A 19,726-nucleotide genomic window follows, 5' to 3' on the forward strand; every position below is an offset into this window, starting at 1 on the left:
ATAACAGCGTTCCAGACAGGATAAAGCATGGAATCAAGACGTGACTGGCTGCTACAACAACTGGGCATCACCCAGTGGACGCTGAAGCGCCCAAGCGTGTTGCAGGGTGAAATCGCCGTCAGTCTGCCTGCTCAGGTTCGCCTGGTGATTGTATCATCCGAACCGCCCGCCAGCGACGACCCGCTGCTGGCCGACATTCTGCACAGTCTGGCGCTCACACCCGAACAAACGGTCAACCTGACGCCGCAACAGGTCGTCATGCTGCCCGAAAACGCCCGCTGCCCTAGTTGGCGTCTGGGCGTTGATGAACCCCTCGCGCTGCAAGGCGTCCAATTCACCAGCCCGGCACTGACCGAGCTTTACCACAACGCCGACGCCAAACGGGCGCTTTGGCAGCAGATTTGTCAATATGAACGTGATATCAACCCTGACACCAGCCGATCTGGCGCAAGCCTTTCAGATTGAACAAGCCAGCCACGCCTTTCCCTGGACGGAAAAAACCTTTGCCAGCAATCAAGGCGAGCGTTACTTCAACCTCAAATTGAGCCATAACGGGCAGATGGCGGCTTACGCCATCACCCAGTTGGTGCTGGATGAAGCCACGCTGTTCAATATTGCCGTACACCCGGATCATCAGCGTCACGGTCTTGGCCGTCAGTTACTGGAGCATGTGATTCAGTCGCTGGAGCAGCGCGGCATTCTCACGCTGTGGCTGGAGGTGCGGGCCTCAAACCAACGGGCGATTAATCTGTACGAAAGTCTGGGATTCAACGAGGTATCGCTGCGACGTGACTATTACCCCACCGCAGCAGGCCGCGAAGATGCCATCATCATGGCGCTGCCGCTGGGATGACGGCAGCAGCCAATTGTTCATGCCGCCCGCCAGAGGCGGGAGAAAATGGAGGAGAGGACGAGGCTGATAAAAGCCTCGTCCTCTCACGGCAGGGCCGGAGTAGACGTTGCAAACGTTATTACTCGTTATCGCCCAACAGAACAGACGCCAGCGCAATCTCAATCATATCGTTGAAGGTGGTCTGGCGTTCATCGGAGGTGGTTTGTTCGTGGGTGCGGATATGGTCGGACACGGTGCAAATGGTCAGCGCTTTAGCGCCGAATTCCGCCGCGACGCCGTAAATACCGGCGGCTTCCATCTCCACACCCAGAATGCCGTACTTTTCCATCACGTCGAACATGTGCGGATCCGGCGTATAGAACAGATCGGCGGAGAAAAGATTGCCGACGCGAACGGTCACGCCACGAGCTTTGGCGGCATCAACGGCATTACGCACCATGTCGAAATCCGCAATGGCGGCGTAATCATGGTCTTTAAAACGCAGACGGTTCACTTTGGAGTCGGTACAGGCGCCCATGCCAATCACCACATCACGCAGTTTTACGTCGCTGCGTACCGCGCCGCAGGAGCCAACGCGAATGATCTTTTTCACGCCAAACTCGGTGATCAGCTCTTTGGCGTAGATGGAGCAGGAAGGAATCCCCATCCCGTGGCCCATTACCGAAATTTTGCGCCCTTTATAGGTTCCGGTGAAACCCAACATGCCGCGAACGTTGTTCACCTCGCGGGCATTTTCCAGAAAGGTTTCGGCAATATACTTGGCGCGCAACGGGTCGCCCGGCATCAGTACGACATCCGCAAAATCACCCATTTCTGCATTAATATGTGGCGTAGCCATGCTTTTATTCCTTATAAATCAAGTTCAAATCGGTGCGGTTACAGGATAGATTTCCCATACTCCATCGGCGATAAACCAAAATACGTCGCTACCGTCTGACCGATATCCGCAAACGTCCCTCGGTGCCCATATGAACCGGGTTTCACGTTCGGGCCATAAATCAGTACCGGTACATGTTCGCGGGTATGCTCGGTGCCATGCCAGGTGGGATCGCACCCGTGGTCGGCAGTCAGGATCAGAATATCCTCCCCCGTCACGCGTGAGAGCAGCTCCGGCAGACGGCGATCGAACAGCTCCAGCGCAGCGGCATAGCCCGCAACATCCCGGCGGTGACCATACGACGAGTCAAAATCGACAAAGTTGGTAAACACGATGGTGTTATCTCCCGCGTCGTCCATTTCTTTCAGCGTGGCATCAAACAGCGCGTCAATACCGGTGGCTTTCACTTTCCGGGTAATACCGACATGCGCATAAATATCGGCAATTTTGCCGACCGATACCACGTCTCCGCCCTTTTCTTCCACCAGCTTTTTCAGCATAGTCGGCGCCGGCGGCTCGACCGCCAGATCGTGCCGGTTGCCGGTACGTTCAAAGTGACCGGGTTTATCGCCCACAAACGGACGGGCAATCACCCGCCCGATGTTGTAACCGCCTTCGGTCAGTGCTTCACGGGTGATTTCACACAGTTCATACAGTTTCTCCAGACCGAACGTCTCTTCATGGCAGGCAATCTGGAAGACGGAATCGGCGGAGGTGTAGAAAATCGGTTTGCCGGTTTTCATGTGCTCTTCGCCCAGTTTATCCAGGATCACCGTACCGGAAGCGTGGCAGTTGCCCAAATATCCCGGCAGATTGGCGCGCTTTACCAGCGTATCCAACAGCTCTTGTGGAAAGCTGTTTTCTTCATCCTTGAAATATCCCCAGTCGAACAGCACCGGCACCCCGGCGATTTCCCAGTGGCCGGATGGCGTATCCTTACCCGATGAGATTTCACTGGCATACGCATAAGCGCCAATAATGTCAGCCTGTGGATCCAGACCCGCAGGAAAAGTACCGGTGGATGCCTCAGCCGCTTTCCCCAGCCCCAACCGGTTCAGGTTAGGCAAATGCAGCGGCCCTTTGCGCCCCTGGTCGGCTTTGCCTGCCGCACAAGCCTGCGCGATATGGCCCAGCGTATCCGAACCGGCATCACCAAAACGTTCCGCGTCAGCGCTGCAACCGATACCAAACGAGTCGAGCACCATAATATAGGCACGTTTCATTGTTTACTCCTGCGCTGTTACACGCTGCAAGCAAAGCCTGTCAGCGTTGGAAAATAGATATTACTCACCATCAGGACTCATACGACGATAGATAATAGGCGTTTTTTTCGCTGCCTTATCACCCAGTGTAATGGCAGCCCGCACACCATTCGCCGCCTGTTGCCATTGTGCTTCCGTATTGGCATGGATCACCGCCAGCGGACGCTGACTGTCGACACGGTCGCCCAGACAAGCCACTTCATTCATCCCCACACTGTAATCAATCGCATCGCTGGCCTGACGGCGCCCACCCCCTAATGCCACCACCGCCATACCTAACGCTCGGGTATCCATAGCGGTAACGATCCCCTCGCGTTCAGCAAAAACGGGCTTACTTAACGTAGCGACGGGTAAATAGCGCGCATAATGCTCGACAAAGTCAACAGGGCCACGCTGGGCCGCCACCATGCGGCCAAACACCTCTGCCGCCTTGCCGTTATCCAGAACCGTTTGCAGACGGGCACGGGCGTCTGCGGCGGAGACGGCCAGTCCACCCGCCAACAGCATTTCTTCGCACAACGCCATCGTCACTTCATACAAGCGCGGATTACGCTGTTCGCCGGTCAGGAAACGCACCGCCTCCCGCACCTCCAGCGCATTACCGGCGCTGGAAGCCAGTACCTGATTCATATCGGTAAGTAATGCGCTGGTGCGACAACCCGCATTATTGGCAACGCTCACAATCGCCTGCGCCAGTTGCTCCGAGAGATCATAGGTCGGCATGAAAGCGCCGGAACCGACCTTAACATCCATCACCAGCGCATCCAGCCCTTCGGCCAGTTTTTTCGCCAGAATGGAGGCGGTGATCAGCGGGATGGAATCCACCGTCGCAGTAATGTCACGGGTGGCGTAAAAACGTTTATCCGCTGGCGCCAATGAGCTGGTCTGGCCAATTATCGCCACGCCCACCCGTTGAATGATCTGCCGGAAGGTAACGTCATCAGGGAAAATATTCAGCCCCGGGATAGACTCCAGCTTATCCAGCGTACCGCCGGTATGCCCCAATCCACGCCCGGAGATCATCGGTATGTATCCCCCACAGGCGGCAACCATCGGCCCCAGCATCAACGATGTCACATCCCCGACACCGCCGGTGGAGTGTTTATCCACCAGCGGGCCTTGCAGATCAAGGCTCTTCCAGTCAAGCACCGTGCCGGAATCACGCATTGCCAACGTCAGGGAAACGCGCTCCGCCATCGACATATCATGAAAGTAGATGGTCATTGCCAGCGCGGCAATTTGCCCTTCCGATACCGTATTATCGCGGATACCGTTAATAAAGAAGCGGATCTCCTCATCACTCAATGGTTTTCCGTCACGCTTCTTACGAATGATTTCCTGAATCAGAAACAAAGCATGTTCTCCTGACGAGTGAATAAAAGAGTGGGCCACACCGTGACCATTCAAATACCGGATACCATCGTCAGTATTTGAACATGCCGCGCCGGGTTATTTTGTCTTGTGATTCACACTTAATGTAAGAGTGATGTAATGGGATGGAATTATATGTGATTTTGATCACATATAATGACGTATTCCTGATTTATTTCACCCATTAATCATCGCGGCCAACACCGGCAACGCGGAAGAAAGCTGATGGTCAGAAATGCGGCTGACCATCGCTCTCACCCAAAGAAATCAGCACGTTATTTATTGGTGATGAAGTTGATTTCTATAGTGATATGAACCAGTTCTTCATGTATGGCCAGTTGCCGCTTGTAATAGTCAGGGCTGACAGCCTGATTGGTTGTTAGACTCAGGATACAGGCATATTTTGCCGTTCCCACCCGCCATACATGCAGATCCGTCAGTTCAGCGGTAATGGGACTGGCCGCAATCACCTCCTTGATTTCACTCACTACCGGCGCATCCATTTCAGCGTCCAGCAAGACGCGGCTCGTCTGACGAATCAACCCATACGCCCACACGGCAACCAGGACTGCACCTGCAATACCCATAACCGGATCCAACCAGGCCGCTCCCCAGAACTTACCGCTGATAAGCGCCACAATAGCCAGAACGGAGGTTGCCGCATCGGCAATCACATGGATATAGGCCGAGCGCAGATTTAGATCCTGATGCCCGTGATGCGGATGAGAAGCCGACGAGTGATGATCGTGAGAATGATCTGCATGGTGATGGCTATGGGAATGATCGTGAGTATGATGGTCACGCAATAGCCAGGCGCAGGCCAGGTTAACCAGTAAACCAACCGCCGCTATCATAATCGCCTGATTGTAGTGAATCACCGCCGGATTAAGTAACCGGTCTACGGATTCATACAACATGACCACGGCAACGATCGCCAGTAAAATGGCGCTGGTAAAGCCCCCCAGAATTTCGATCTTCCAGGTGCCGAAAGTAAAACGATTGTCCGATGCCAACCGTCTGGCCGCCGCATAGGCCATGACCGAAAGCCCCAGCGCCAGCGCATGGGAACTCATATGCCAGCCATCAGCCAGCAGCGCCATAGAGTTGAAATACCAGCCCCCCAGAATTTCAACCACCATCATTACCGCCGTCAATATCGTGGCGTACCGGGTGTTTCTTTCCGCCAGGGGATTACCCTCATTAAAAACATGAGAATGCGATCCGCTTACCTGTGTTAATGACATTAACTATGTCTCCTTTAATATACTCCCCCTGAGTATATTACACGTAATAAAACAGTGAACCTAATCATGACCATCAGAAATTTAAATAGTGGGGAAAACGGAAGAACATAAAACAGGCGGCATGGCGCGGAACGTTTACTTCATATAGGAACGGATCACTGAGACAATTTCTTCAAGATCGCTGCTGCGCTCTTGTGATGAATGACTTTCATCCATTAAATGTTCACGGATGTGCCCTTCCAGAACCTCAGTCATCAGCCCATTGATTGCACCGCGAACCGCCGCTATTTGCTGCAAAATATTCAGGCAGGGAGTCCCGCTTTCCAGTGCTTTTTCAATGGATTCCGTCTGGCCTTTTATTCGCCTGACGCGCGCCAGCAGCTTCTTCTTACCCCTAATGGTATGCGACATACCTTCTCCAAAATAAGCCATCAATACTGGGGCAGAGTATAACGCAGCACTTCAATCTGTGAAGATCGCACCGTAAAATGCCCCAGAACCCCATGTGACAAAAGCGATAAATAAAACCATGACCGCACAGCCCGCTGAACCCTGCTGGTATCTATATATTCTGCGTACAGCGACAGGCCTGCTATACACCGGCATCACCACTGATGTAACTCGCCGCCTTGTTCAGCACCAATCAGGCAAAGGGGCGAAAGCATTGCGGGGAAAAGGCGAGTTAACTTTGGTGTTCCAGTGTCTGGCGGGCAATCGCTCAAGTGCATTAAAGCTGGAATATCGTATTAAGCAGTTGAACAAGGGTCAAAAAGAAAGGCTGGTGCAAGACCAGCCCATGTCGTTATCTGCTGTTCATACTAGAAACGATTAAAGGGTTCGGCATACTCCACTAACCCGCTCGCGCCTTCAAAATGGTTATCCGCCAGCGGATAAACCTGAAAGGCCGTTTCGCTCTCAGGCCAACGGCAATGCAGTTGTTGTTCAACGGCGGGAACAAAACCAAAGCGGGAGTAATAGGCGGGATCGCCAAGCACCACCACAGCGGTATAGCCGAACTCATTCAGCGCATCCAACCCCTCATACACCAGTTGTTCGCCTAGCCCTTGCCGACGCAGGCTCTCTTCCACCGCTAACGGCGCCAGCGCCACCCACTGACGATCCGTGCCTTCAATCAACACCGGACTGAATGCGGCGTATCCCACCACGCCGCCTTCATCATCGGTGGCGACGATGCCTAATGTCAGTTGACCATCTTCGCGCAGTTGATGAACCAGATCGGCTTCTGCATCAGTCGGAAATACCCGGCGCAGCAGGCTGTCAATACCGGCGGCATCTACCGGGATTTCAACACGGACTAACATGAGGCAGATGCGTGATTGGTGGGTTGAACCACGCCCTCTTGTAATCCCGCCTCGATAAAATCAGCCAACTGCAACAACCCGATACGCAACAGCGCAGGCATGGCTTCCAGTTCGATCGCATCCATCAGGTTTTTTACGTACAGCCCAAGCTCTGTATCGCCCTCAATGCGCAAACGGCGTTGGAAAAACAGCGTATCAGGATCTTCCTTACGCGCCGCGATCAAAATGAGATCGTTGGCATTAGCGCTAAAGCTGACATCCGCCGCCTCCCGATCGCTCACCACCAGTTGGTTATCACGCAGCGTCATAAACCACTGCAACCCGACATCCCGAACGTCAATCTTTAACCAGCGACCTGCCAGAAACGCCAGTTCGTCTTCTGCCAGTGCCTGACGAAACTGCCAGCTCAACACTTGCTCCAGAACCTGACGCTGTAAGGCAAAAGGAGTGAACTTCAATGGCTTACCCAATAAGCCCGGCCCTTGACGCACAACCTGCGCCCGTAGTTTTTCCAACACTGGCGTACTCCTCTTAACGCAATCCGATTGTTCAGACAATCTGTAGCCATTCTGCCACATCACACAAAAGCAGCCGAGGTCTACGTCAATAATTTAGCCTGTTCTCCATATATACCACCAACGTGGATGCAGTCCGTATCCTTCATTACACGATTAGCTGGTTTAAATCAAAGTCCTGCCCTATCAGGTTAATTAAGATTCTCTATCGTTAAAAACATTTATCGACTGATCAAAAACCTCATTGGTCTACTAACATCATTGATCGTATCGGCGCGTTTACTCATCCGATAGTTTTGATTAATGAAGGAAAGTGTATGGAACTGCTTTGCCCCGCCGGAAACCTTCCGGCACTGAAAGCTGCTATTGATAATGGCGCAGATGCCGTCTATATCGGCCTGAAAGATGATACCAACGCACGTCACTTCGCCGGGCTTAACTTTACCGATAAGAAACTACAGGAAGCGCGTGATTACGTGCACCGCCACCGACGCAAACTTCATATCGCCATCAATACCTTTGCCCACCCCGATGGTTACCAACGCTGGCAACATGCCGTGGATATGGCAGCGCAAATCGGCGCGGATGTGTTGATCCTTGCCGATCTGGCCATGCTGGAATACGCCGCAGAGCGCTATCCCGATATCGAACGGCACGTCTCTGTGCAGGCCTCCGCAACCAATACCGAAGCGATTACGTTTTACCAACGTCATTTTGATGTCTCGCGCATTGTTCTACCCAGGGTGCTTTCTATGCATCAGGTAAAACAACTGGCCCGCAGCAGCACGGTTCCGCTGGAAGTGTTTGCTTTCGGTAGCCTGTGCATCATGGCGGAAGGCCGCTGCTATCTTTCCTCTTACCTGACGGGCGAATCGCCAAACACAGTGGGCGCCTGCTCGCCAGCGCGTTTTGTGCGCTGGCAGCAAACCGAGCAAGGTATGGAGTCCCGCCTGAATAACGTGTTGATTGACCGTTATCAGGATGATGAAAACGCAGGGTATCCAACATTATGCAAAGGACGTTATCTGGTGGATGGGCAGCGTTATCACGCTCTGGAGGAACCCACCAGTCTGAATACGCTGGCGCTGCTGCCCGAACTGCTGGCTGCCAGTATTGCGTCGGTAAAAATAGAAGGACGACAGCGCAGCCCCGCCTATGTCAGCCAGATCACCCGCGTCTGGCGACAGGCTATTGATCGGTGCATGTCCAATCCCGCTGCATTCAGCCCGACACAGGAGTGGATGGAGGCCCTCGGCGCCGTGGCGGAAGGCACACAAACCACGCTGGGCGCCTATCACCGCAAATGGCAGTAGCAGGAGATACTATGAAATACGCACTGGGCGCCATCCTCTACTACTGGCCCAAAAACGATATTGCCGCTTTTTATCAGGCAGCCATGAACAGCAGCGCGGACATTATCTATCTTGGCGAAACGGTATGCAGCAAACGCCGTTCGATGAAAGTCACTGACTGGTTTGACATCGCCCGGCAGGTCGCCGACAGGGGCAAACAGGTAGTGATTTCCACGCTGGCGCTACTCCAGGCGCCGTCAGAATTGAATGAGCTGAAACGTTACGTCGAAAACGGCGACTTCCTGCTGGAAGCGAACGATCTCGGCGCCGTCAATATGGCTGCCGATCGCCATCTGCCTTTTGTCGCCGGACATGCTCTCAATTGCTATAACGCCTACACCCTGCGCTTACTGCATAAGCAGGGTATGGTGCGCTGGTGTATGCCGGTAGAACTCTCCCGTGACTGGTTACAAAACCTGCTCAACCAGTGTGACGAACTCGGATTTCGTCATCAGTTCGAAGTCGAAGTACTGAGCTACGGCCACCTGCCCCTGGCTTATTCAGCCCGCTGTTTTACGGCCCGCTCAGAAAACCGGGCCAAGGATGAATGCGAAACCTGCTGCATCAATTATCCGCAGGGTCGTAAAGTGCTGTCTCAGGAAAATCAGCCGGTTTTCGTTCTCAACGGTATCCAAACGCAAAGCGGCTATTGCTATAACCTGGGAAACGAGCTTGCAGGCATGGCGGGACTGGTGGATATCGTTCGTCTGTCACCGCAAGGGATAGAGACGTTGACGATGGTTGATGCATTCCGGGCTAACGAAAACGGCAAGGCGCCATTGACGCTGGAGAAAAATGCCGACTGTAACGGTTATTGGCAACGGGTGGCAGGGCTAGAATTAATGCAATGACGCCTGGGGGCTGGCGCGCAGCCAGCCCCAAATCAAAAACCTACTCCCGGCGCGGTATGACGTTGCCAGGCAGGCAGTTCGCATCAGGCACGACGACGTAACAGCCCACGCAGTTGAGCCGTGTTATGCAGTAACCCCACGCCAATGCCAAGCAGGGTATAAACCATTCCCAACACCAGCAGCATCACCACATCAGGCCCCACTTCACTCAACGGCAGATTCATCTGGTTGACGCCAGCAATCGCTCTGGTCGCCCAGGTTGAAGGCAACATCGATGAAATCGCCCGTACCCAGCCCGGCATCAACTGCACAGGCCAGATGGTGCCGGAAAGGTAAAAAACCGGCATGGTAAGAAACGATAGCGTCAGATAAATCATTTCTACACGACGCAAGCACTCTGTCAGCAGCTTGCCCAGCCCCAGCACGGCCAGTAAAAAAGGAAAAGTCAGCAGCAGAATTTCCGCGATATTCGCCGTCTGTCGGTAACCCAGTACCCAGGGCCACAGTACAAACAACACAATCGACAGAAAAAACCAAATTGGCAACAGCGCAGACAGGCCGCCCAGATAGACAGGGATTGTCGGCTTACCCTGCGGGGAACTCTTCAGCGCAATGCTCACCCGCACGCAGGCAATCAGCAGCGAGTGCTGCAACAGCATCACCAACAGGCCGGGGAAAATGATCGCCGCGAAACTGATGCCGGGATTAAACAGGCCTTGCGTCTGCCCCACCACCGGCATCAGCACCACCTCGGCCTGCTGATCGCTAAACCCGCTGCGCAACAGCAGATCCCGGTTATAACCCGCCAGCAGTTGCTGCCAGGCGGCCAGCACGTCCTGCTGAATCTGCCCGTTTGCCAGACGGTTAGTGGCATCACCGTAGGCGGGGATAGTAATGGTCTCACCCGCCAGGATCTTTTTTTCCAGATTTGGCGGCAGGATAATGACGGCAAACAGTTGGCGTCTCACCAGGTCACGCTGCGCTTCCGGCAGATTGTTGTAATTTCTTACCGCAATTTTCGGCGTAGCATCCAGCTCGCGGCTCAGTTGACGACTGGCATGACTGTGATCCTGATCGATCACCGCCACCGGTAAATCCCACACGGTGCGATTGGCATACACCAAACTCATCACACATAGCGATACCAGCAGCATCATCCACATGGGACGTTCCAGCATCCCCATCAGCACCCGGCTGAATGTCTGCCAGTAACTTTTCACGGCCCTTCCTCCCGCTGGCTTAAGCGCTGATAAAGACGGTTACGCACCACCAGACCGGTCACTAACGGATAAACCGACAGCAGGCAACAAACCCCGAGGATCGAAGAGAGCGATACCTGACGCAGGAAGATATCGAACATCGCGTACAGCGCGTGCGTCAACGGTTCAATTTGCGCAATAACCTGCGCTGGCAACGGCATGGAGAGTTCAGGCACCGCCAGACCGGAAAATGTCAGCGCGATACTGACGATGATCCCCATCATGGTATAGGCCGTCAGTGTCGTGCGGGTAAAGGTAAACAGCAGCACCCCGATACTCTGCGCCGCCATCACATAGAAAAAACCGACCAGCAGCATATACAACGGATTACCGCTTACATGCGCATCGGAAACCCATACCAGAATGGCTATTTCCACAATCAGCAGTACGGTATAACACAGGGTATAGGGGGCCATTTTTCCCAGCATAGCCAGCACAAAAGGGCGACGGTTAACGATATCTTTGCTGCGTGCCAGCACATAGATCATGCAGGTGACGGCAAATAGCTGAATTAAATGAATAGTAGCCGCGAACTGCTGATAGTAGACGTAGCTGCCGCTGGCGTTGAACAGACTGCCATACGCCATAGCGACATCGGCCAGCGCTGGCAGAGTATGGCTGGACTCCGCCGCGATAATGCTACGATAGTGAACGTTGAATTCGGCCAGCAGCGTGCTGAAATCCTGCGTGGAATAAAGCCCGGCACCATAAAACAGCGCATTATAATAGAAAATCACGCTGGGTTGATGGCCAGCCAGTACCCCCGCTTCAAAATCCACTGGAATATAGAGCAGGCCGTAATCCTGAGCGCTGCGTAATCGCTGTAGCGCCTCGTCTACCCCCCCGGAAACAGGCACGATACGAGCATGGGAACCGGCATCCAGCTTACGGATCAGATCACGGGACAGCGCACTGTGATCATTATCGATCACCGACACCGGCAAATCCTGCATCGTGCCGACAGAAAAAATACTACCAAGCAGAATAAACAACAGCAAAGGAAAGCACCAGCCAAGCCAATGCACCACCGGACTGCGCAGCGCTGTGTTGACCTCCAGCCGGAATGAAGCGTTGAAACAACGCCATGCGGCGCTTACTCTTTCCACTGCCATAGCGCACTCATTCCTGGCCTCAGTCCTTCCTGCGGTTGCAGCGGATAAAGCCTGACCTCAAAGGTTTTTAGATCGAAATCACCCGTAGCCCGCGTGGCGCGTTTAGTGGCGTAGTCGCCTAACGGTGCAATATAACGAACCTCGGCGTCAATCATACGGTTATTCAACGCGGGTACTCGCAGCGCGATGCGGTCACCTTTGCGCACACCCGCCAGAATATCCTCACGCAGATTAAATACAAACCAGGCTTGCGGTATGCGCACCAGCGTGATGAGCGGGCTGGTGGCACTGAGCAGCACGCCCACTTCAGCCGGGATCGGCCCAACCTCGCCGTCCACCGGCGCTTTCACCTGTAGTTCATCCACCAGAACGTTGATTTCCTGTAATTGCTGCTCAGTCTGACGCAGGGCCGCAGCATAGTTCGCCCGCTGCTCAGGCCGATCGCCATGTAAGCCCTGATCCAGACTAGCCTGTGCGGCCTGTACCTGCTGCCAGGCGCTATCGCGTGCCTGGCGGGCACTGTCCAGCGCCGAGGCAGAGACATAGCCTTTCGTCGCAATACTGCTCTGGCGGTTATATTCATGCAAAGCCTGCTGGTATTCCGCCTGAACCTGAGCCAACGTAGCCCGCAAATTACGAATGCTCTCTTCCCGCGTGCCGTGTTCAGACTGCTCCAGCAACGCCTTAGCCTGATCTCTGGCGGCTTCCGCCGCGCGCAATTGCGCAATTAACTCCGCATTTTCCAGAGAAATCAGCAATTGACCGGACTTCACTTCATCACCGCGCTGCACATGATGCGCGATAACCCGCCCGGATGTTTTGGAAGCTACAATAACCTCAGGCGCATCCACTTCGCCTTGCAGCAGAATATCCTGATTATTGGCCCTGAACAGGACAGCCAGCGCAATAACCACCACTACCAGTAACAACGTAAATCGCGTGTTTTTTTTCACTTATCAGCTCCAGGCTTATCCTGCCGCAGATCGCTTTCGTTGCGGTGCACAGCACGCCTTATCACCATCATATAGAAACAATTAAACAATATTAAAAACAAGTCGTTTACATTGTAGCGCGATACCGGCTCCAGGTTGAAACATAAAACAGTAAGGTTGTTTTATCAGTGCTAATCCGGCTCCTGGGCTACGGGTTGATAACAGTAAATTCCAGTCCGGGGTATAAAATTGCGCCAAACAGCGCAATACTCAAGAGTATCTGGATACCTGATAAAGTGAGCACACGCTATGTCCGCAGATCTTCAATCTGTCCCCTTTTCTATTCTGGATTTGGCTCCGATACCGGTCGGGTTTAAAGCACAGGATGCCTTCATTCATTCACTGGACCTGGCGCAGCACGCGGAAAAATGGGGCTACCACCGCTACTGGCTGGCGGAACACCACAATATGACCGGCATTGCCAGCGCCGCGACCTCGGTGCTGATTGGCTATCTCGCCGCCGGTACGCAACACATCCGGCTTGGTTCTGGCGGCGTCATGTTGCCTAACCATTCTCCGCTGGTCATTGCCGAACAGTTCGGTACGCTGGAGTCCCTCTATCCGGGCCGTATCGACCTCGGGCTGGGTCGTGCGCCAGGCACCGATCAGCGCACCATGATAGCGCTACGGCGTCATCTGAACGCCGAAATTGATGATTTCCCACGGGATGTACAGGAACTACAACGCTATTTTGCCGATGTACAGCCGGGCCAGACCGTTCAGGCCGTACCCGGCCAGGGTTTACAAGTTCCCATCTGGTTGCTGGGTTCAAGTTTGTACAGCGCACAACTGGCTGCCGCGTTAGGATTACCCTTTGCTTTTGCCGCCCATTTTGCCCCCGATATGTTGCTGCAAGCGTTAAAGGTTTATCGTGACACGTTTAAACCATCGGCCACACACCCCAAGCCTTATTCCATGATCTGCATTAACGTGGTTGCCGCCGACAGCGACCGTGATGCCCGTTTCCTCTTTACCTCAATGCAACAGCAATTCATTAACTTGCGCCGTGGTACACCCGGTCCGTTACCTGCTCCGGTAGAAAATATGGCTGCAATCTGGTCTCCTGCGGAGCAGTATGGTGTTGAGCAAACATTACGCCTATCGATCGTCGGCGATCAGGCAAAAGTCAGACACGGTTTGCAGAGTTTGCTACGCGAAACGCAGGTAGATGAAATAATGATCAACGGCCAGATTTTTGACCATCAGGCTCGTCTGCAATCGTTTGAGATCGCAATGAGTGTACGACAGGCGTTGCAGGCATAACCAAAGAAAAAGGGATGCATTTCTGCATCCCTCACGCCAGGTTATTAAACATCTACATTATAGATATTCTATTTCCTGTATAAACGCCCTTAAGCATCAGCCGGACGACGACGTGGCGCACGCGGCGCTGCATCACGATTGAAAGTACGTTCGTGACGCTCACCGCCGTTCCCGTCACGGCGTTCACCGTTGCTATAGGAGCGACGAGGCGCACCTTCACGACGCTCTCCACCCGCAGGACGACCACCACGGCGTTCGCCACCGTTTCCTTCACGACGTTCATGCGGCTGGGCATCACCCAGTAACTGCATGTTCATCGGCTTGTTGAGAATACGGGTACGGGTAAAGTGGGATAACAAATCACCCGGCATCCCTTTCGGCAACTCAATCGTTGAGTGAGAAGCAAACAGTTTGATGTTGCCGATATAGCGACTGCTGATATCACCTTCATTGGCAATAGCTCCGACAATGTGGCGAACTTCCACGCCATCATCACGGCCCACCTCAATACGATACAGCTCCATGTCACCGGCATCACGACGTTCACGACGCGGCGGACGATCGCCATCACGGCTTTCACGAGGCTCACGACGACGGTCGCCACGCGCATCATCACGATCGCGGAATTCGCGACGCGGACGACGATCAAATACCGGATCCGGCGGCAGAATCAGCGGACGTTCACCCTGCGCCATTTTCAGCAACGCGGAGGCTAAGGTTTCGATATCCAATTCTTCCTGCGGTTGTAATTTAGCCAGCAGAGCGCGGTACATATCCAGATCGCTGCTTTCCAGTTGTTGCTGTACTTTGGCAGCAAACTTCGCCAAACGACGTTGGCCCAGCAACTCCGCATTTGGCAATTCAACTTCAGGAATGGTCAGTTTCATTATCCGTTCAATGTTACGCAGCAAGCGGCGCTCACGGTTTTCTACAAACAGTAATGCGCGACCGGCACGACCGGCACGACCGGTGCGGCCAATACGATGAACGTAAGACTCTGAATCCATAGGGATATCGTAGTTCACCACCAGGCTGATACGTTCAACGTCCAAACCACGGGCAGCAACGTCAGTGGCGATCAGAATATCCAAACGGCCATCTTTCAGGCGTTCCAGCGTCTGTTCACGCAGAGCCTGGTTCATATCACCGTTTAACGCGGCGCTGTTATAGCCACTGCGCTCTAAGGCTTCGGCTACTTCCAGCGTGGCGTTTTTGGTACGTACGAAAATAATCGCTGCATCAAAATCCTCGACTTCAAGGAAACGTACCAGCGCTTCATTTTTACGCATTCCCTGAACAGTCCAGTAACTCTGGCTGATATCAGGGCGGGTAGTAATACTGGACTGAATGCGCACTTCCTGCGGATCTTTCATGAAACGACGCGTAATGCGGCGAATCGCTTCCGGCATAGTGGCGGAGAACAATGCAGTCTGATGTTCCGCCGGGATCTGGGCCATGATGTTTTCAACATCATCAATAAAGCCCATACGCAACATTTCATCGGCTTCATCCAGCACCAGCCCGCTCAGGTTGGACAAATTCAGCGTGCCGCGTTTCAGGTGGTCCAGCAGACGTCCCGGCGTACCGACAACGATCTGCGCTCCACCGCGCAAGGCGCGCAATTGCACGTCGTAACGCTGCCCGCCGTACAAGGCGACCACGTTGACACCGTGCATATGTTTAGCAAAATCATTACAGGCTTCTGCAACCTGTACCGCCAGTTCACGAGTTGGTGCCAGCACCAACATCTGCGGCGCTTTCAACTCAGGCTTCAGATTGTTCAGTAATGGCAGCGCAAACGCCGCGGTTTTACCGCTGCCGGTCTGTGCCATACCCAGCACATCACGACCACTCAGCAAATGGGGAATACATTCCGCCTGAATCGGCGAAGGTTTTTCGTAGCCCAGATCAGTCAGGGCATTGATGATTGGAGCAGACAGCCCCAAGTCAGCAAAAGAGGTTTCAAACTCAGTCATGTACACGTGCCTCATAAATGGCGGCCAGTCTACATAACTCGTCGAGAAAATTTTCAGTCATTTTCATTGAAAAGTGTGAACCGGCTCAAATTGGATTAAAAAGCGAACAAAAGAGCCCTCACCCGCAAAGGTGATAACCGTAGTTTTAGGGCTGATATAGTTGTTCGTCAGCTATTGCTGGTCCGATCCTGATAGGTCGTCTTGCTCTTGGCCTAATAGCGCCAATTCCAACAATGCATAGCGGTGCTCAACAAAATTATGAACATTGTTAGCAACCGTCAGCTTGAACAGCGCCAAAGCGGTGTTCTTGTCCCCCAGACTTAGGTAGTGCTTACCTAAATAGAAGTCAGTTTCACTGAGATGCTCAGCGAGCGAAGTGTTATCCGTAGCTTCTTCCTGCAAACGTGTCATCAGCATTTTTTCGCTGATGGCATCCAGGTAGAATTCGACAATATTCCATCCCCACGGCCCTTTCTGCGCCCCGTCATAGCGTTTCTGCAACGCTACTCTGGCCGTCTCCGGATTGATTTCTCGCTCCACGAGATACAGCCACAACGAACGGAAAGGATCATTTGGATCGTCTCGATAAAACGCCAGCAGATCATCCTGCGCTAACAGGTAGCGACCGCCATAGTACAAAGCGATACCCCGGTTTAAACGCGCGTAATTGTAAGTTGGATCAAGCTCTAGTACAGAATCAAACGCTTCATAGGCAGCATCAAAATTGCCTGCCTGCGTTAAGTAAATACCCAGATAGTTAAAAACCTCTGGTATATCAGGGCGGATCGCCAACGCTTGTGAAAAATCATTCCGCGCTAATGCTCTCAACCCTAAGCTATCATACAGCACTCCGCGCTCATATAATAGCTGTGCTCGCTCATCATCGGTTAATGCCCGGCTTGCAAGGATTTGTTCCATGCGCGCCAGAATAACTTCCTGCTGCAAAGCAGGCTGTAGCGGAATGGCCAATACTGCGTCTTTACGCCAGTCGGTGTTGCTGCATCCTGCCAGCATAAGTGCTGTTGCAACATAACACCAGCGCAAGAAAGGCTTCATTTCCCACTCCCGAAGACAAACATTGGATGAACATCCTGTCCCGGTCTGCTCAACATAAGGGTGTCCGTTCCTTATGATACAAGCTCCTTACATTGTAAGGAGCTGAACGACTGTTTTAACAGTTATTCTTCCTCAGAAGACGGTATCGCTGCTTCCTGAGGTTGAGCATTTGCTTCTTTAATGCTTAAACGTACGCGTCCCTGGCGATCAACTTCCAGTACCTTAACCGGAACTTCCTGACCCATTTGCAGATAGTCAGTCACTTTCTCAACGCGTTTGTCTGCAATCTGAGAAATATGTACCAAACCTTCCTTACCACCACCGATGGCAACGAAAGCACCAAAGTCAACGATACGCGTCACTTTGCCCTGATAAACGCGGCCCACTTCAATTTCAGCCGTAATTTCTTCGATACGACGAATCGCGTGTTTGGCTTTTTCACCATCCGTTGAGGCAATCTTCACCGTACCATCGTCTTCAATTTCGATGGTCGTACCGGTTTCTTCAGTCAGCGCACGGATAACCGAACCACCTTTACCAATAACATCCTTGATCTTGTCAGTGCTGATCTTGATGGTATGGATACGCGGTGCAAATTCAGAGATATCACCACGTGGCGTGCTGATTGCCTGTTCCATCACACCCAGAATATGCAGACGGGCACCTTTCGCCTGATTCAAAGCAACCTGCATGATTTCGCGGGTAATACCCTCGATTTTGATATCCATCTGCAACGCAGTGATACCTTCACGGCTACCGGCCACTTTAAAGTCCATATCGCCCAGATGATCTTCATCACCCAGAATATCGGACAGCACGACAAAGTTTTCGCCTTCTTTTACCAGCCCCATCGCAATACCCGCGACGGCCGCTTTAATCGGTACACCCGCATCCATCAGTGCCAGAGACGCACCGCAGACAGACGCCATGGAAGAAGAACCATTGGATTCAGTAATCTCAGAAACCACACGCACGGTGTACGGAAATACGTTTGCTTTAGGCATAACAGCCAGAACGCCACGTTTCGCCAAACGGCCATGACCAATTTCACGACGCTTCGGTGAACCAACCATGCCGGTTTCGCCAACAGAGTACGGAGGGAAGTTGTAGTGCAACAGGAAGCGATCGGTACGTTCACCGGTCAGTTCATCAATCGTCTGCGCATCACGCTCAGTACCCAACGTTGCGGTAACCAGCGCCTGAGTCTCACCACGGGTGAACAGAGCAGAACCGTGAGTCCTCGGCAATACGCCGGTACGCACATCCAGACCGCGGATCATGTCTTTTTCACGACCGTCGATACGCGGCTCACCGCGCAGCACGCGGCTACGAACCACATTTTTCTCTACGCTGCCCAGAATTTCCTGGATTTCGCCAGCGTTCAGCGTTTCATCTTCCGCTAATAAGGCCGCTTCAACCTCAGCTTTGATGGCATCAACCTGCGCGTAACGTTCCTGTTTCTCAGTGATACGATACGCGTCGCCCAGGCGAGCTTCAGACAGCGCTGCTACACGTTGTTGCAAAGAGATGTTAATTTCCGGCGCGTGCCATTCCCACTTGGGTTTACCGGCTTCGGCAACCAGCGCGTTGATGTTTTCAATGACAACCTGCTGTTGCTCGTGACCGAACACCACAGCGCCTAGCATCTGATCTTCACTTAACAGATCCGCTTCGGATTCAACCATCAGCACGGCGCCCTCCGTACCCGCAACCACCAGATCCAAACGACTCTCTTTCAGTTCGTCAGTAGTCGGATTAAGCACATATTGATCGTTCAGGTAACCAACGCGCGCAGCGCCGATCGGGCCACCGAACGGAATGCCGGACAGGCTCAACGCAGCAGAGGCGCCGATCATGGCCACAATATCAGGGTTTACCTGCGGGTTAACGGAAACTACGGTCGCAATAACCTGAACTTCATTCAGGAAGCCTTCCGGGAACAACGGACGAATCGGGCGGTCAATAAGACGGGAAATCAGCGTTTCGCCTTCGCTCGGACGGCCTTCACGACGGAAAAAACCGCCTGGAAAACGACCGGCAGCGTAGGTACGCTCCTGATAGTTAACGGTCAGCGGGAAAAAGCCCTGACCCGGTTTGGCGTGTTTAGCACCAACAACGGTAACAAAAACAGCGGTATCATCCATGCTTACCATTACAGCGGCGGTAGCCTGGCGAGCCATCATACCGGTTTCTAACGTGACGGTATGTTGACCATATTGAAACTTACGAACGATCGGATTCAGCAAAATAATATCCTTAGCTGGGGCGCATCACACTTATTCTGAGTAGGCGCGCCGGTGAACTCCCGATCTTTACACTACATCCTCACGACTAATGACAACCTTTACCCTGCTCATGCAGATAAAGCCTCTCATTAGCCGCGCGAACCTCTGTAATGAAAGATCATAATTAAAACAACAA

Annotated in this window: 20 protein-coding genes; 6 read left to right on the top strand and 14 right to left on the bottom strand. The window is 53.1% G+C overall.

The genetic code is table 11. The annotated features are described in order from the left end of the window. The first annotated feature begins 27 nt into the window (after positions 1 to 27). Together BIY29_RS13645 and rimI are read left to right on the top strand one after the other, a co-directional pair. Positions 28 to 465: a DNA polymerase III subunit psi gene (locus tag BIY29_RS13645; RefSeq protein ID WP_121575658.1), complete on the top strand. Its 438-nt coding sequence runs from the start codon at positions 28 to 30 to the stop codon at positions 463 to 465. Further along, positions 410 to 853 (top strand): ribosomal protein S18-alanine N-acetyltransferase, encoded by a 444-nt coding sequence (gene rimI, locus BIY29_RS13650; protein WP_121575659.1) that lies wholly within the window; start codon positions 410 to 412, stop codon positions 851 to 853. Before BIY29_RS13645 ends, rimI begins: the two co-directional genes overlap by 56 nt. Before the next feature lie 118 nt (positions 854 to 971). Here the strand turns inward: rimI and deoD are convergent, their stop codons facing one another. The 5 genes from deoD to BIY29_RS13675 form a co-directional block, all read right to left on the bottom strand. Further along, the gene (gene deoD / locus BIY29_RS13655; RefSeq protein WP_121575660.1) at positions 972 to 1,691 is read right to left on the bottom strand and encodes a purine-nucleoside phosphorylase; all 720 of its coding nucleotides are present in this window, start codon (positions 1,689 to 1,691) and stop codon (positions 972 to 974) included. Positions 1,692 to 1,729: 38 nt separating this feature from the next. Further along, positions 1,730 to 2,953, bottom strand: a complete 1,224-nt coding sequence (deoB, locus tag BIY29_RS13660) for a phosphopentomutase (protein WP_121575661.1) — start codon at positions 2,951 to 2,953, stop codon at positions 1,730 to 1,732. 60 nt (positions 2,954 to 3,013) lie between these two features. After that, on the bottom strand, positions 3,014 to 4,345 hold the full coding sequence (gene deoA / locus BIY29_RS13665) for a thymidine phosphorylase (RefSeq protein WP_121575662.1): 1,332 nt from the start codon (positions 4,343 to 4,345) through the stop codon (positions 3,014 to 3,016). Between the two features lie 293 nt (positions 4,346 to 4,638). After that, positions 4,639 to 5,607, bottom strand: a complete 969-nt coding sequence (gene dmeF, locus BIY29_RS13670) for a CDF family Co(II)/Ni(II) efflux transporter DmeF (RefSeq protein WP_121575663.1) — start codon at positions 5,605 to 5,607, stop codon at positions 4,639 to 4,641. A gap of 135 nt (positions 5,608 to 5,742) precedes the next feature. Continuing rightward, complete coding sequence (locus tag BIY29_RS13675; protein ID WP_121575664.1) at positions 5,743 to 6,018, bottom strand: metal/formaldehyde-sensitive transcriptional repressor; 276 nt, start codon at positions 6,016 to 6,018, stop codon at positions 5,743 to 5,745. A gap of 118 nt (positions 6,019 to 6,136) precedes the next feature. Here BIY29_RS13675 and BIY29_RS13680 point away from each other — a divergent pair, with 118 nt between their 5' ends. Next, positions 6,137 to 6,439 carry a GIY-YIG nuclease family protein gene (locus tag BIY29_RS13680; protein WP_121575665.1) on the top strand — a complete coding sequence of 101 codons (303 nt, stop codon included), beginning with the start codon at positions 6,137 to 6,139 and terminating at the stop codon, positions 6,437 to 6,439. Here the strand turns inward: BIY29_RS13680 and BIY29_RS13685 are convergent. Together BIY29_RS13685 and ubiT are read right to left on the bottom strand one after the other, a co-directional pair. Next, positions 6,426 to 6,929: a GNAT family N-acetyltransferase gene (locus BIY29_RS13685; RefSeq protein ID WP_121575666.1), complete on the bottom strand. Its 504-nt coding sequence runs from the start codon at positions 6,927 to 6,929 to the stop codon at positions 6,426 to 6,428. The two genes, BIY29_RS13680 and BIY29_RS13685, sit on opposite strands and share 14 nt — an antisense overlap. Beyond that, positions 6,923 to 7,447: a ubiquinone anaerobic biosynthesis accessory factor UbiT gene (gene ubiT / locus BIY29_RS13690; protein WP_121575667.1), complete on the bottom strand. Its 525-nt coding sequence runs from the start codon at positions 7,445 to 7,447 to the stop codon at positions 6,923 to 6,925. Before ubiT ends, BIY29_RS13685 begins: the two co-directional genes overlap by 7 nt. A gap of 314 nt (positions 7,448 to 7,761) precedes the next feature. On the opposite strand from ubiT, the gene ubiU reads away from it, so the two are divergent. Together ubiU and BIY29_RS13700 are read left to right on the top strand one after the other, a co-directional pair. Continuing rightward, the gene (gene ubiU / locus BIY29_RS13695; protein ID WP_121575668.1) at positions 7,762 to 8,757 is read left to right on the top strand and encodes a ubiquinone anaerobic biosynthesis protein UbiU; all 996 of its coding nucleotides are present in this window, start codon (positions 7,762 to 7,764) and stop codon (positions 8,755 to 8,757) included. Positions 8,758 to 8,768: 11 nt separating this feature from the next. Continuing rightward, a complete protein-coding gene (locus BIY29_RS13700) occupies positions 8,769 to 9,647 on the top strand; it encodes a U32 family peptidase (protein WP_121575669.1) in 879 nt (292 codons plus the stop codon). 83 nt (positions 9,648 to 9,730) lie between these two features. Here the strand turns inward: BIY29_RS13700 and BIY29_RS13705 are convergent, their stop codons facing one another. Genes BIY29_RS13705 through BIY29_RS13715 form a run of 3 tightly spaced genes read right to left on the bottom strand, consistent with a single transcriptional unit; the run spans position 9,731 to position 12,971 of the window. Beyond that, positions 9,731 to 10,867, bottom strand: a complete 1,137-nt coding sequence (locus BIY29_RS13705) for an ABC transporter permease (protein WP_121575670.1) — start codon at positions 10,865 to 10,867, stop codon at positions 9,731 to 9,733. Continuing rightward, positions 10,864 to 12,018: an ABC transporter permease gene (locus tag BIY29_RS13710; RefSeq protein WP_121575671.1), complete on the bottom strand. Its 1,155-nt coding sequence runs from the start codon at positions 12,016 to 12,018 to the stop codon at positions 10,864 to 10,866. Before BIY29_RS13710 ends, BIY29_RS13705 begins: the two co-directional genes overlap by 4 nt. Further along, complete coding sequence (locus BIY29_RS13715; protein WP_121575672.1) at positions 12,000 to 12,971, bottom strand: HlyD family secretion protein; 972 nt, start codon at positions 12,969 to 12,971, stop codon at positions 12,000 to 12,002. The genes BIY29_RS13710 and BIY29_RS13715 overlap by 19 nt, the downstream gene beginning before the upstream one ends. Before the next feature lie 288 nt (positions 12,972 to 13,259). Here BIY29_RS13715 and BIY29_RS13720 point away from each other — a divergent pair, with 288 nt between their 5' ends. After that, positions 13,260 to 14,273, top strand: a complete 1,014-nt coding sequence (locus BIY29_RS13720) for a luciferase-like monooxygenase (protein ID WP_121575673.1) — start codon at positions 13,260 to 13,262, stop codon at positions 14,271 to 14,273. 89 nt (positions 14,274 to 14,362) lie between these two features. Here BIY29_RS13720 and BIY29_RS13725 read toward each other — a convergent pair whose 3' ends face one another. The 4 genes from BIY29_RS13725 to pnp all read right to left on the bottom strand — a co-directional run bounded on the left by BIY29_RS13725 (position 14,363) and on the right by pnp (position 19,551). Further along, positions 14,363 to 16,249, bottom strand: a complete 1,887-nt coding sequence (locus BIY29_RS13725; RefSeq protein ID WP_121575674.1) for a DEAD/DEAH family ATP-dependent RNA helicase — start codon at positions 16,247 to 16,249, stop codon at positions 14,363 to 14,365. Next, the gene (yrbN, locus tag BIY29_RS21010; protein WP_099049240.1) at positions 16,242 to 16,316 is read right to left on the bottom strand and encodes a protein YrbN; all 75 of its coding nucleotides are present in this window, start codon (positions 16,314 to 16,316) and stop codon (positions 16,242 to 16,244) included. The genes BIY29_RS13725 and yrbN overlap by 8 nt, the downstream gene beginning before the upstream one ends. Before the next feature lie 104 nt (positions 16,317 to 16,420). Continuing rightward, positions 16,421 to 17,305, bottom strand: a complete 885-nt coding sequence (nlpI, locus tag BIY29_RS13735; protein ID WP_121575675.1) for a lipoprotein NlpI — start codon at positions 17,303 to 17,305, stop codon at positions 16,421 to 16,423. Between the two features lie 122 nt (positions 17,306 to 17,427). Further along, positions 17,428 to 19,551 (bottom strand): polyribonucleotide nucleotidyltransferase, encoded by a 2,124-nt coding sequence (pnp, locus tag BIY29_RS13740; protein WP_121575676.1) that lies wholly within the window; start codon positions 19,549 to 19,551, stop codon positions 17,428 to 17,430. Positions 19,552 to 19,726 lie beyond the last annotated feature (175 nt).

This window comes from Brenneria alni, from assembly GCF_003666245.1.
GTDB lineage: Bacteria > Pseudomonadota > Gammaproteobacteria > Enterobacterales > Enterobacteriaceae > Brenneria > Brenneria alni.